Source organism: Streptomyces sp. NPDC012827 (assembly GCF_042900905.1).
Lineage (GTDB): Bacteria > Actinomycetota > Actinomycetes > Streptomycetales > Streptomycetaceae > Streptomyces > Streptomyces gulbargensis.
Window position 1 is genome coordinate 21,794 of the sequence record NZ_JBIBBY010000007.1, and the last position, 13,029, is coordinate 34,822.

Here is a 13,029-nt window from a genome sequence, read left to right on the forward strand (position 1 = left end):
ACCGGACCGGCAAGACCCCGCCATCGGGCCCCTGCCCGGGGGCCCGCGCCGCGGAGGCGGCCGGCCGCCGTCTCCCGGCAGCCCCGGCGCCCTGAGCGCCGGGCCATCGGTGGACGTGCGACCGGCCGCGGCCCGCTATCCCCCGGCCCGGGCCGAGACCGGCGCGGTGTGCGGGACCGCTCCCTGGGCGGAGTCCGGCGTGGCCGGTGCCTCGTGCGGGGGCAGGCGGTGGGAGGGGTCGCGGACCTCGCCCACCAGTTTCTCGAGGACGTCCTCCAGGGCGACCAGCCCCAGGACACGGCCCGAGGCGTCGGCGACCTGGGCCAGGTGGGTGGCCGCGCGGCGCATGACCGTGAGGGCGTCGTCGAGGGGCAGTTCGGCGCGGAGCGTCGCCATCGGGCGCCACAGCTGCTGCGGCACGGCCCGCTCCTGGTCCTCCACGTCCAGGACGTCCTTCACGTGCACGAAGCCCATGAAGGCCGGGCGGCCCTCGGCCCGGACCGGGAAGCGGGAGTAGCCGGTGCGTACCGTCAGCTCCTCGATCTCCCGGGGGGTGACGGAGGGCGGGACGGTCACCAGGGCGGCGGGGGCGAGGAGCACGTCCGTCACGGGGCGGCTGCCCAGTTCCAGGGCGTCCTCCAGGCGCTCCTGCTCCGCCGGGTCGAGGAGTCCGGCCAGACCGGCGTCCTCCACGAGCCGGCCGAGCTGGGCGCTGGTGAAGACGGCCTCCACCTCGTCCTTCGGTTCCACCCCGAAGGCCCGCAGGACCACTCGGGAGCAGGCGCCGAGCGCGGTGGTGACCGGCCGGCACAGGCGGGCGAAGCCGACGAGGGCGGGGGCGAGATGGAGGGCGGTCCGCTCGGGCGCGGCCATGGCCAGGTTCTTCGGGACCATCTCGCCGATGACGAGGTGGAGGAAGACGACCACGGCGAGGGCGATCACGTAGCCGAGCGGGTGGACGAGTCCGGCCGGCACGCCCAGGACGTGGAAGACCGGTTCGAGGAGGTGGGCGACGGTCGGTTCGGCGACGGCGCCGAGCGTCAGCGAACAGACCGTGATGCCGAACTGGGCGGCCGCCATCATCTGCGGCAGGTTCTCCAGGCCGTGCAGCACCTTCGCTGCGCGGGCGCCGCCGAGGGGCTCGATCTGGCTGCGGCGGACGGAGACCAGTGCGAACTCGGCGCCGACGAAGAAGCCGTTGGCCAGGACGAGGAGCCCGGCCAGCAGGAGCTGGAAGGTGCTCATCGGACCGCCTCCGCCGTCGCGGGGACCGGGGCCTTCGCGGCGCCGGGGGCCGGGGCCCTGTCCGTGGTGGCGGCCCGGACCTCGTCCCTCGCGGGGGCCGGGGCCAGGCGGACGAGCCGGACCCGCTCGGCGCGGTACCGGTCGACCTGGCGTACCGAGAGCCGCCAGCCGGGCAGTTCGGCCCGGTCGCCGGGGGCGGGGATGCGCCCGAGGAGGTCGGCGACGAGCCCGGCGACCGTCTCGTACGGCCCGTCGGGCACGTCGAGGCCTATCCGGCGCAGGGTGTGGACACGGCAGGAGCCGTCGGCGTCCCAGGCGGGGCGGCCGTCCTCGGCGGGGGCGGCGGCCAGCTCCGGGCGGCCGTCGGCGGCGGTGTCGTGCTCGTCGCGGACCTCGCCGACGAGTTCCTCCACGATGTCCTCCAGGGTGACGACGCCCGCGGTGCCCCCGTACTCGTCGACGACGACCGCGATGGGCTGCTCGCGGCGCAGCCGCTCCAGGAGCGCCTGCGCGGGCAGGGTCTCGGGGACGAGGAGCGGGGGGACCGCGATCCGGCCGACGGGGGTGCGCAGCCGGGCGGGCGGGGCGACCGCGAGGGCGTCCTTGAGATGGACCATGCCGACGACCTCGTCGATGCGGTCGCGGTAGACCGGGAAGCGCGAGAGGCCGGTGGCCCGGGTGAGGTTGAGGACATCGGCCGCGGTGGCGTCCCACTGGAGGGCGCTCACCTTCACCCGCGGGGTCATGACCTGCCCGGCGGTGAGGCCGCCGAGGGACAGCGTCCGTACGAAGAGGTCGGCGGTGTCCTGTTCCAGGGCGCCGGCGCGTGCGGAGTGCCGGGCGAGCGAGACGAGCTCGCCGGGGGTGCGCACGGAGTCCAGCTCCTCGGTGGGCTCGACGCCCAGGAGCCGGACCAGCCGGTTGGCGACCCGGTTGAGCAGGGCGATCACCGGGCGGAAGAGGCTGGAGAAGCGGCGCTGCGGGGCGGCCACGAAGCGGGCCACCTGGAGCGGCCGTGAGACGGCCCAGTTCTTGGGGACGAGCTCGCCGACCACCATCTGGACGGCGGAGGCCAGGAGCATGCCGATCACCACGGAGACGCCGGAGACCGCCCCGGCGGGCAGGCCGGTCGCGGTCAGCGGGCCGTGCAGCAGTCCGGCGAGCGCGGGCTCGGCCAGCATGCCGACGACCAGCGAGGTCAGGGTGATGCCGAGCTGGGTGCCGGAGAGCTGGAACGAGAGCTCGCGCAGGGCCGAGACGACCGTGCGGGCGCGCCGGTCACCGGCGGCCGCGGCCCGTTCGGCCTCGGCCCGCTCGACGGTCACGAGACCGAATTCGGCGGCGACGAAGAAGCCGTTGGCGAGGATCAGCAGGAAGGCAGCGGCGAGCAGCAGAAGGGAGACGATCATGCCGCCGCCTCCGGGGAAGGGGCGGCGGGGGTACTACCGGACGATCCGTCCATTGCCGGAGGGAGTCACTCCTCGGGTCGCAGGGAGGCCCCGCGGGCCGCGGCGGCGGCCCTGCACGTGCGAGGCGGTGGTGCCACTCGGCACCACCGCCTCAAGAGTAATCACGGACGGGCCCCGGAGGGCAGGGGGTCGGCCCCGTACGGGGGACGGACCGGGGTCCTCCCCGGGGGGAGGACCCTGAGGCGCACGGGGGTCAGCGGGTCTCGGTGCCGGTGCCCCGGCTGTCCGCCAGGGCGCGCAGCGCGCGGGCGTCGCGGATGGCGGACTCCTTGGCGATGCCGGGCTGGATGCCGAGCGCGGGCAGGCTGGTGCCGTCGCTCAGGTCGAGGAAGACCCAGGGGTCGCCGGGCCGCAGGTTGACGCGGAGGATCTCCGCCCAGGCGAGCCGGCGGGTGCGGGTGATGTTGACGACCGTGACGCCCTCGTCGTCGGCGACGACCTTGGGGCGGCTGAGCAGGACGAGGACGCCGAGGAAGAGGGCGGCGGTGAACACGAAGCTGGCGCGCTCCCCCGGTCCGAGCCGCTCCAGCATCAGCGCCACGGCGGTGATGGCGGCGAACATCGCGACTCCCACGGTCAGCAGGACGGCGCGGGTGCGTCCCGGCCGGAAGGTGACCGGGAGGGCGGGCGGGGTCGACTCGGACATCGGGGTTCCTCGTGCCTGGGGGTGCGTGCGGGCCGGGCCGCCGTCAGAGGCGGCAGGCGTGGATGGCGGTGGTGAGGATGGCGCGGGCGCCGAGCTCGTACAGGTCGTCCATGACCCGCTGGGCGTCCTTGGCCGGGACCATGGCGCGGACGGCGACCCAGCCCTCGTTGTGCAGCGGGGAGATCGTCGGCGACTCCAGGCCCGGGGTGAGGGCGACGGCCTGCTCCAGGTGCTCGGCGCGGCAGTCGTAGTCCATCATCACGTAGCTGCGGGCGACGAGGACGCCCTGGAGGCGGCGGAGGAACTGCTGGACCTGCGGGTGGTCGCCGTCGGCGCCCTGGCGGCGGACGACGACGGCCTCGGAGGTCAGGATCGGCTCGCCGATGACCTCCAGGCCGGCGTTGCGCAGGCTGGTGCCGGTCTCGACGACGTCGGCGATGACCTGGGCGACGCCCAGCTGGATCGCGGTCTCCACGGCGCCGTCGAGGTGGACGACGGAGGCGTCGATCCCCTGGTCGGCGAGGTGCTTGGCGACGATGCCCTCGTAGGAGGTCGCGATCGTCATGCCGCCGAAATCCTCGGGGCCCTTGGCGGTGCCGGGGCGGGTGGCGTAGCGGAAGGTGGAGCGGCCGAAGTTCAGCGCGAGGATCTCCTCGGCGCTGGCGCCGGAGTCCAGGAGCAGGTCACGGCCGGTGATGCCGATGTCCAGCTTGCCGGAGGCGACGTAGATCGCGATGTCCTTGGGCCGCAGGTAGAAGAACTCGACCTCGTTGTCCGGGTCGATGACCACCAGCTCCTTGGACTCCTTGCGCTGGCGGTAGCCGGCCTCATGGAGCATGGCCGACGCAGGTCCGGAGAGGGAACCCTTGTTGGGGACGGCGATGCGCAGCATGGGGTGGCTTCCTTTGCCTGGAGTTGGGGAGGGGTGGTCGTCGTGCCGGAAGGAACGGCCGTGCGCGGAGCGGGCGGCCTCAGAGGTGGGCGTAGACGTCGTCGAGCGAGATCCCGCGGGCGACCATCATCACCTGGACGTGGTACAGCAGCTGCGAGATCTCCTCGGCGGCGGCTTCCTTGCCCTCGTACTCGGCGGCCATCCAGACCTCGGCGGCCTCCTCGACGACCTTCTTGCCGATGGCATGGACGCCCTTGTCCACCAGTTCCGCGGTGCGGGAGGTGGCGGGGTCGCCGGTCTCGGCCTTGAGCTTCAGCTCGGCGAAGAGCTCTTCGAAGCTTTTACGGGTTTCGTTCGCCATGATGTCCTAAGAGTACGGGGTGAGGGGCGGGCACTCAGCGCCAGGGTTCGCTGACCGTGCGCAGGGTGGCCGCGGTGACGACGGCCGCGGTGACGGCCTCGTGTCCCTTGTCCTCGGAGGAGCCTTCGAGGCCCGCGCGGTCGAGCGCCTGCTCCTCGTTGTCGACGGTGAGGACGCCGAAGCCGACGGGGACGCCGGTGTCGATCGAGACCTGGGTGAGGCCGTGGGTGACGCCCTGGCACACGTACTCGAAGTGGGGCGTCCCGCCGCGGATGACGACGCCGAGCGCCACGATGGCATCGTAGCCGCGGCCGGCGAGGACCTTCGCCACGACCGGGAGTTCGAAGCTGCCGGGGACGCGCAGGAGGGTCGGCTCCTCGATGCCCAGCTCGCTCAGGGCGCGCAGGGCGCCGTCGACGAGGCCGTCCATGATCTTCTCGTGCCACTGGGCCGCGATCACCGCGACCCGCAGGTCGCCGCAGTTCTTCACGCTGAGGACGGGTGCGCCCTTGCCGCTCATGATTCTCCTTGACGGTGGTACGTAGGGGATTACTGGTTGCCGCAGGTGGAGGCGGGAGAGCCGTCCAGCCAGGGCAGGTCGTGGCCCATCCGGTCCCGCTTGGTGCGCAGGTAGCGGAGGTTGTGCTCGCCGGCGGTGACCGGCATGGGCTCGCGCCCCTCGACGACGAGGCCGTGGCGCGTGAGGGCGTCGATCTTGTCGGGGTTGTTGGTCATCAGGCGCACGCTGCGGACGCCGAGGTCGCCGAGGATCTGCGCGCCGGCCGCGTAGTCGCGGGCGTCGGCGGGCAGGCCGAGCTCCAGGTTGGCGTCGAGGGTGTCGCGGCCGCGCTCCTGGAGTTCGTACGCGCGCAGCTTGGACAGCAGGCCGATGCCGCGCCCCTCGTGGCCGCGGAGGTAGACGACGACGCCGCGGCCCGCCGCGGTGATGCGGTCCATGGAGGCCTGGAGCTGGGGGCCGCAGTCGCAGCGCAGGGAGTGGAAGACGTCGCCGGTGAGGCATTCGGAGTGGACGCGGACGAGGACGTCCTCGCCGTCGCCGATCTCGCCGTGGACGAGGGCGACGTGCTCGACGCCGTCGACGGTGGAGCGGTAGCCGTACGCGGTGAACTCGCCGTGCGCGGTGGGCAGGTGGACCTCGGCCTCGCGGCGGACGGTGGGTTCGGCGGAACGCCGGTAGGCGATCAGGTCCTCGATGGAGATGATCGTCAGGCCGTGCTTGCGGGCGAAGGGGACCAGCTCGGGCAGGCGCAGCATGACGCCGTCCTCGCCGGCGATCTCGACGATCGCGCCGGCCGGGCGCAGACCGGCGAGGCGGGCGAGGTCGACGGCGGCCTCGGTGTGGCCGTTGCGGGCGAGGACGCCGCCGGCCCGGGCGCGCAGCGGGAAGATGTGGCCGGGGCGGACGAAGTCGGAGGGCTCGTGGGTGCCGCTCGCGAGCATCCGGAGGGTGGTGGCGCGGTCGGCGGCGGAGATGCCGGTGGTGACGCCGTGCTCGGGGCCCGCGTCGACGGAGACGGTGAAGGCGGTCCGCATCGACTCGGTGTTGTGGTCGACCATCTGCGGCAGGTGGAGGCGCTCCAGCTCGTCGCTCTCCATGGGGGCGCAGATGAGGCCGCGGCACTCGCTCATCATGAAGGCGACGACCTCGGGGGTGGCCTTCTCGGCGGCGATGACGAGGTCGCCCTCGTTCTCGCGGTCCTCGTCGTCCACGACGACGACGGGGCGGCCGGCCGCGATGTCGCGGATGGCCTGCTCGACGGGGTCGAGGGCGAGGTCGGTGGTGTCCCAGAGGGAATGGGCGTTCACGCGTGGGCTCCTTCCAGGACAGTGGTGGTGGTGCGGGAGCGCAGCCACCAGTCGCGCAGGCCCCACAGGACGAGCGCGCCGTAGATGACGTAGACGAATCCGGAGAAGGCGTAGCCGTTGGCGAAGTTCAGCGGGACGCCGACCAGGTCGACCAGCAGCCAGGCGAACCAGAACTCGACCATGCCCCGGGCCTGGGCGTACATGGCCACGATGGTGCCGACGAAGATGTACGCGTCGGGCCAGGGGTCCCAGGACAGGGTCGGGAAGGCCTTGAAGAACAGGGCCACGGCGACGGTGCCGGCGGCGGCCGCGGCGATCATGGCGGCGCGCTCGCGCCAGGTGGCGAAGCGCACGGTGATGTGGCCGTCCCCGCCCTGGTCCTTCCCGCGCTGCCACTGCCACCAGCCGTAGAGCGCCACGAGCACGACGACGACCTGCTTGCCGGCGCTGCCGGCGAGGTGGCCGAAGAAGGCGCCGAAGAGGACGAGGCCGGCGAGGAACTGCACGGGCCAGGTCCAGACGGAGCGGCGCCAGCCGAGCGCGAGGGCGGCGAGCCCGAAGACGTTGCCGATCATGTCGGACCAGATGATCCTCTGGTCGAGGACGGTGAACGCCTCGGAGTTGAGCCAGTTCACTTGACGTTCTCCCGGGCGTTGGGGCCGAGCAGCCGCTCGACGTACTTGGCGATGACGTCGACTTCCAGGTTGACCGGGTCGCCGGGCTGCTTGAGGCCGAGCGTGGTCAGGTCGAGCGTGGTGGGGATGAGGCTGATGGTGAACCAGTCGTCGGTGACCTCGACGACGGTGAGGCTGACGCCGTCGACGGTGACGGAGCCCTTCTCGACGACGTAGCGGGCGAGGTGCGGGGGCAGGCCGACCTTGACGAGTTCCCAGTGCTCGGAGGGGGTGCGCTCCAGGATCGTGCCGGTGCCGTCGACGTGGCCCTGGACGATGTGTCCGCCGAGGCGTCCGCCGACGGCCATGGGGCGTTCGAGGTTGACGCGGGAGCCGGTCTCCAGGGCGCCGAGGGAGGAGCGCTTGAGGGTCTCGGCCATGACGTCGGCGGTGAACTCGCCGTCGCCGGTCTCGACCACGGTGAGGCAGACGCCGTTGACGGCGATGGAGTCGCCGTGCCGGGCACCCTCGGTGACCAGGGGGCCGCGGAGCCGGAAGCGGGAGGCGTCCGCGAGCTGCTCGACGGCGACGACCTCGCCCAGTTCTTCGACGATTCCGGTGAACACGGTCAGGCTCCCTTGGTGGTGGGGACGGCGGTGACGCGGAGGTCGGGTCCGAGGCGCACGGTCTCGGTGACCTCGAGCCGCAACGCGTCCGCGATGGTGGTGATTCCGGCGTCGGCGAGGACGTGCGGTCCGGCGCCGAGGAGGACCGGGGCGAGGTAGCCGACGATCTGGTCGACGGCGCCCGCGGCGAGGAAGGAGCCCGCCAGGGTGGGGCCGCCTTCGAGGAGGACGGAGCGGACGCCGCGGGTGTGCAGGGCGTCCAGGAGGGCGGGTACGGACAGGCCGCGCCCGGCGCGGGGCAGCCGTACGACGGGGCCGAGGGCGGTGTCGGCGTCCTCGGCGACGGCGATCAGGGTGGGCGCGGCGTCGTCGAGCACCCGGGCGCCCGGCTTGACGGCGGTGGCCTCGGTGTCGACGACGACCCGCAGCGGCTGGACGGCGCCTTCGACGCCGCGGACGGCGAGGTGGGGGTCGTCGGCGCGGGCGGTACCGGAGCCGACGACGACGGCGTCGGACTCGGCGCGCAGCCGGTGGACGTCGGCGCGGGACTCGGCGGAGGTGATCCAGCGGGAGGTGCCGTCGGCGGCGGCGGAGCGGCCGTCGAGGGTGGCGGCGTACTTCCAGCGGACGAAGGGGCGGCCGCGGCGCACGGAGGTGAGCCAGGCGGTGTTCCCCGCCTCGGCCTCCTCGGCGAGGAGGCCCTGGGAGACCTCGATCCCGGCGGCACGCAGGGTGTCGGCCCCGCCGGTGGCCTGCGGGTTCGGGTCGCCGACGGCGTAGACGACGCGGCTGATCCCGGCGTCGATCAGGGCCTGGGCGCAGGGGCCGGTGCGGCCGGTGTGGTTGCAGGGTTCGAGGGTGACGTACGCGGTGCCACCGCGGGCCAGGACGCCGGCCGCGCGCAGGGCGTGGACCTCGGCGTGGGGGCCGCCGGCGCGCTGGTGCCAGCCCTCGCCGACCGGGTGGCCGGAGGCGTCGGTGACGACACAGCCGACGACGGGGTTGGGGCTGGTGGCGCCGAGTCCGCGGGCGGCGAGCTCGACGGCGCGTCGCATGGCGGTGATGTCGGCCTGCGGGTCCACCGGGTCCTCCTGCCTCTTCGGGCACGGACTCCGGGGCCTGTCGGTGGCGACAGGGAGCGGGTACGACACCTGGCGCAGGGTGCGCCGAGGCCGGCGTCGCGCGGTACGCCGAGGACGGCGACCAGCGGACGTACGGCCGGCTCACCCCTGACAGGGGTCGCCCGCCGCGCACTGCCTCCCATCCGGACTTTCACCGTCGGTCCAGGAATTTCACCTGGTCAACCGGCCGCTGGCTGCGGACGGGTCGCGGACTATACCGCCGGTTCGGAATTACACCGACCCCGGAGTGCGCTGCTGCTGATACACGGCCAGTCTGCCACGGGCGTCCGGGGGCCATGCGGCCGGGCGCTGTGCGATGACTCACACGCCTTCCCGGAATCCCCAGTTGGTCCAGACCTATTGACGCACTGGTCTAGTCCTCTTAATGTCCGTGTCACCTCCGAGGCACGGCCCGCCGGTGTGCGCACTCCACGGGCCGCACACGTACCACCCCCTTGTTCGTTGCGTGTCTCCCCTCCCCCGCGCCCGAGGGCGTGGCGGGATCCCCACCCCAGGAGGACCCGACCGTGCTGTCCCCCACGACCAAGAGAGCCTCGCTGCTCGCGTCCGGCGCGGCCGTCGCCGGGCTGCTGCTCAGCTCGCTCTCGGCCGGCGTCTCGCACGCCGCCGACCACGAGTCCTGTCGCCCCGACGGCCTCCACCGGACCCCCGGCGTCGACGTCCCGTACTGCTCGGTCTACGACACCGAGGGCCGCGAGAAGATGGGCGCGGACCACCAGCGCCGCGTCATCGGCTACTTCACCGGCTGGCGCACCGGCAAGAACGGCGAGCCCGCCTACCTCGCCAAGGACATTCCGTGGGACAAGATCACCCACATCAACTACGCCTTCGGCCACATCGGCGGCGACAACAAGCTCTCGGTCGGCACGGACGGCCCGGCGAACGCGGCCACCGGGATGACCTGGCCCGGCGTCGCGGGCGCCGAGATGGACCCGGCCCTCCCCTACAAGGGCCACTTCAACCTGCTGAACAAGTTCAAGAAGCAGCACCCGGACGTCAAGACGCTGATCTCGGTCGGCGGCTGGGCGGAGACCGGAGGCTACTTCGCCGACAACGGCGACCGGGTGAACTCCGGCGGCTTCTACTCGATGGCGACCAACGCCGACGGCTCGGTCAACCAGGCCGGCATCGACACCTTCGCCACCTCGGCGGTCGACTTCATCCGCAAGTACGGGTTCAACGGCGTCGACATCGACTACGAGTACCCGACCACCATGAAGGACGCGGGCAACCCGCTCGACTGGCAGCTCGCCAACGCCCGCCGCGCCGGTCTGGTGCAGGGCTACGCCGCCCTGATGAAGACCCTCCGCGAGAAGCTGGACACGGCCGGCGCCGCCGACGGCAAGCACTACCTGCTGACCGTCGCCGCGCCCTCCTCCGGCTACCTGCTGCGCGGCATGGAGACCTTCCAGGTCCAGAAGTACCTGGACTACGTCAACATCATGTCGTACGACCTGCACGGCGCCTGGAACGAGTACGTCGGCCCCAACGCCTCCCTCTTCGACGACGGCAAGGACGGCGAGCTCGCCGCCGCGAACGTCTACGGCTCGGCGCAGTACGGCGGCATCGGCTATCTCAACACCGACTGGGCCTACCACTACTTCCGCGGCTCCATGCCGGCCGGCCGCATCAACATCGGCCTGCCCTACTACACCCGCGGCCACAAGAACGTGCAGGGCGGCACCGACGGCCTGTGGGGCAAGGCCACCGCGGCCACCTGCCCGGCCGGTTCCGGCCTGACCAAGTGCGGTGACGGCGCCGTCGGCATCGACAACCTGTGGCACGACAAGGACACCGCGGGCAAGGAGTCCCCGGCCGGCTCCAACCCGATGTGGCACGCCAAGAACCTGGAGAAGGGGATCGTCGGCGACTACGTCACCCGGTACGGCTTCCCGGCGAACACCACGCTGACCGGCACCTACGTCCGCAAGTACGACCCGACCCTGGTCGCGCCGTGGCTGTGGAACGCCCAGAAGAAGGTGTTCCTCTCCACCGAGGACGAGCAGTCCGTGGCCGCCAAGGCCGACTACGTGGTCGACCGCGGCATCGGCGGCACCATGGTCTGGGAGATGGCCGGCGACTACGCCTGGAACGCGGCCAAGGGCCAGTACGAGATGGGCTCCACGCTCACCTCGCTGATGTACGACAAGTTCAAGGCGGCCACCCCGTACGGCGCGAAGAAGTCCAACAAGCCGCTGCCCCCGAAGGCGGTGAACATCGACGCGCAGTTCACCGAGTTCAAGCTCGGTGACTCGAACTACCCGATCACCCCGAAGATCAAGATCACCAACCGGACGAACACGACCCTGCCGGGCGGCACGGAGTTCCAGTTCGACTACGCCACCTCGGCGCCGGGCAACGCCTCCGACCAGTCCGGATTCGGCACCAAGGTCATCAGCAGCGACCACACGGGCGGCAACGTCGGCGGCCTGAAGGGCGACTTCCACCGCGTCTCCCTGAAGCTCCCGGCCTGGCAGTCGCTCGCCCCGGGCGCCACGGTCGACCTGGCGTTCAACTACTACCTGCCGGTGTCCACCCCCTCCAACTGGACGGTGAACATCAGCGGCACGACCTACGCCCTCGCCGGCGACCTGGCGCGCGGCACGACGGTCGTGGAGCCCGGCGCCACCACCCCGCCGACCACTCCGCCGACGACCCCGCCCACCACTCCCCCGACGACGCCTCCGACCACTCCGCCGACGACGCCGCCCACCACGGGCTGCACCGCCCCGGCGTACGTGGCGGGCACGGTCTACACGGCCGGCAGCGAGGTCTCGCACAAGGGCCGCACCTGGAAGGCTCAGTGGTGGACCCAGAACGAGGAGCCGGGCACGACCGGCCAGTGGGGCGTCTGGAAGGACCTCGGCGCCTGCTGACGTCCCCGGCCTGACGGTTCTCCCAGCCCCCGGCGGGGACGCTCACGGCCCTTGCCCCCGCCGGGCCCTCTCCGCGCCGCGCCCCCTCCCCGGGGCGCGGCGCGCAGGCGTGTCCGGAAGCTTTCACCGGTCCTGTCTACGGGAACAGCTCCTCCTGCGCCGCGTCCCGGGACACCAGCAGCGCGCCGCGCCGGACCGCCGCGTCGCCGAGGGCGGTGGCGCGGACCTCGGTGCGCAGCGGGGAGAGGAGGGCGAGTTCGGCCTCGACGCGGGCGGCGAGCGCGGCGCCGCCCCGGTGGCCCGTCTCGCCGGCGAGGACCACGCAGCCGGGGTCCAGGACGGAGGCGACGGCCGCCGCCCCGAGGGCGAGCCGGCGGGCGAGGGCGTCGAGGAAGGGGCCGTGCCCGGAGCCGAGCGCGCCCCCGGGATCCAGTCCGTGGTCGAGGGCGAGGGCCTCCACGGCGGCGAGACAGGCCAGCTCGTGGAAACCGCCGTCGCAGCCGGTCGCGGAGGGCAGCCCGGAGGTGCCGGGCACGGGCAGGAAGCCGATCTCGCCGGCGCCGCCGGAGGCCCCGCGGCGCAGCCGGCCGCCGAGGACGACGGCCGCGCCGACGCCCTGGCCGAGCCAGAGCAGGGCGAAGTCCTCGCGATCGCGGGCCGCGCCCGCGCGGAGCTCCGCGACGGCGGCGAGGTTGGTCTCGTTCTCGACGAGGACGCGGGCGGGAAGCCGCTCCTGCAGGACGCCGATGAGACGGCGGTGCCAGGCCGGGAGCTTCGCGGAGTCGCGCAGCTCCCCGCTGTCCGGGGCGACGAGGCCGGGGGCGCCGACCGTGAGGGTGTGCAGCCGGTCGGCGCCCGCCTCCCGCACGGCCCGCTCCAGGAGGGTGACGGCCTTCTCGACGGCGGGCCCGGTGCCGCCGTCCTCACCGACGGGCGCGGAGGCCTCGGCGAGGGTGGCGCCGAGGAGGTCGGCGACGGTGACGGAGACGGAGTGGGTGCGCACGTCGAGCGCGGCGAGGTGGGCGCGGCCGGCGACGATGCCGTACAGCTTGGCGTTGGGTCCGCGGCGCTCGGCGCCGGCCTCGCCGACGACGTGGACGAGGCCCGAGCCCTGGAGCCGCTCGACCAGATCGGCGACGGTCGGCCGGGAGAGTCCGGTGAGCGTCTTGAGCTGAGCGGCCGTCAACGGGCCCTCGTCCTGGAGCAGTCGCAGGGCGTGGCGGTCGTTGATGGCCCGCGCGGTGCTCGGGGATGCGGCCATGCGGGGATCCTCTCAGACTCGTCACGGGGGCCCGTGGGCCACCGGCCCGTCCTGCGGGCTATTTATTAGG

Annotated in this window: 12 protein-coding genes and 1 riboswitch; of the genes, 1 reads left to right on the top strand and 11 read right to left on the bottom strand. The window is 73.0% G+C overall.

Features of this window, described 5'->3' with window-relative positions:
• Positions 1–135: 135 nt before the first annotated feature.
• The 10 genes from ACFY60_RS16880 to ribD form a co-directional block, all read right to left on the bottom strand.
• The gene (locus ACFY60_RS16880) at positions 136–1,245 is read right to left on the bottom strand and encodes a hemolysin family protein (RefSeq protein ID WP_388612989.1); all 1,110 of its coding nucleotides are present in this window, start codon (positions 1,243–1,245) and stop codon (positions 136–138) included.
• The gene (locus ACFY60_RS16885; RefSeq protein WP_388612988.1) at positions 1,242–2,654 is read right to left on the bottom strand and encodes a hemolysin family protein; all 1,413 of its coding nucleotides are present in this window, start codon (positions 2,652–2,654) and stop codon (positions 1,242–1,244) included. Before ACFY60_RS16885 ends, ACFY60_RS16880 begins: the two co-directional genes overlap by 4 nt.
• A gap of 253 nt (positions 2,655–2,907) precedes the next feature.
• A complete protein-coding gene (locus ACFY60_RS16890; RefSeq protein ID WP_388612986.1) occupies positions 2,908–3,360 on the bottom strand; it encodes a PH domain-containing protein in 453 nt (150 codons plus the stop codon).
• A 43-nt stretch (positions 3,361–3,403) separates the two neighbouring features.
• Positions 3,404–4,252 carry an ATP phosphoribosyltransferase gene (gene hisG, locus ACFY60_RS16895; RefSeq protein ID WP_309049466.1) on the bottom strand — a complete coding sequence of 283 codons (849 nt, stop codon included), beginning with the start codon at positions 4,250–4,252 and terminating at the stop codon, positions 3,404–3,406.
• A 79-nt stretch (positions 4,253–4,331) separates the two neighbouring features.
• The gene (locus ACFY60_RS16900) at positions 4,332–4,613 is read right to left on the bottom strand and encodes a phosphoribosyl-ATP diphosphatase (protein ID WP_309049467.1); all 282 of its coding nucleotides are present in this window, start codon (positions 4,611–4,613) and stop codon (positions 4,332–4,334) included.
• A 34-nt stretch (positions 4,614–4,647) separates the two neighbouring features.
• A complete protein-coding gene (gene ribH / locus ACFY60_RS16905) occupies positions 4,648–5,133 on the bottom strand; it encodes a 6,7-dimethyl-8-ribityllumazine synthase (protein ID WP_388612984.1) in 486 nt (161 codons plus the stop codon).
• A gap of 29 nt (positions 5,134–5,162) precedes the next feature.
• The gene (locus ACFY60_RS16910; protein WP_388612982.1) at positions 5,163–6,440 is read right to left on the bottom strand and encodes a bifunctional 3,4-dihydroxy-2-butanone-4-phosphate synthase/GTP cyclohydrolase II; all 1,278 of its coding nucleotides are present in this window, start codon (positions 6,438–6,440) and stop codon (positions 5,163–5,165) included.
• Positions 6,437–7,075, bottom strand: coding sequence for a nicotinamide riboside transporter PnuC (pnuC, locus tag ACFY60_RS16915; RefSeq protein ID WP_388612981.1), 639 nt, complete (start codon positions 7,073–7,075; stop codon positions 6,437–6,439). The genes ACFY60_RS16910 and pnuC overlap by 4 nt, the downstream gene beginning before the upstream one ends.
• The gene (locus ACFY60_RS16920) at positions 7,072–7,680 is read right to left on the bottom strand and encodes a riboflavin synthase (protein WP_309049471.1); all 609 of its coding nucleotides are present in this window, start codon (positions 7,678–7,680) and stop codon (positions 7,072–7,074) included. Before ACFY60_RS16920 ends, pnuC begins: the two co-directional genes overlap by 4 nt.
• A 2-nt stretch (positions 7,681–7,682) precedes the next feature.
• On the bottom strand, positions 7,683–8,762 hold the full coding sequence (gene ribD, locus ACFY60_RS16925) for a bifunctional diaminohydroxyphosphoribosylaminopyrimidine deaminase/5-amino-6-(5-phosphoribosylamino)uracil reductase RibD (RefSeq protein WP_388612979.1): 1,080 nt from the start codon (positions 8,760–8,762) through the stop codon (positions 7,683–7,685).
• A gap of 164 nt (positions 8,763–8,926) precedes the next feature.
• Positions 8,927–9,056, bottom strand: a riboswitch (FMN riboswitch).
• Between the two features lie 272 nt (positions 9,057–9,328).
• On the opposite strand from ribD, the gene ACFY60_RS16930 reads away from it, so the two are divergent.
• Entirely contained in the window at positions 9,329–11,698 is a 2,370-nt protein-coding gene (locus ACFY60_RS16930) for a chitinase C-terminal domain-containing protein (protein WP_388612978.1), read from the top strand.
• Positions 11,699–11,834: 136 nt separating this feature from the next.
• Here ACFY60_RS16930 and ACFY60_RS16935 read toward each other — a convergent pair whose 3' ends face one another.
• Positions 11,835–12,959, bottom strand: coding sequence for an ROK family transcriptional regulator (locus ACFY60_RS16935; RefSeq protein WP_388612976.1), 1,125 nt, complete (start codon positions 12,957–12,959; stop codon positions 11,835–11,837).
• Positions 12,960–13,029: the final 70 nt, after the last annotated feature.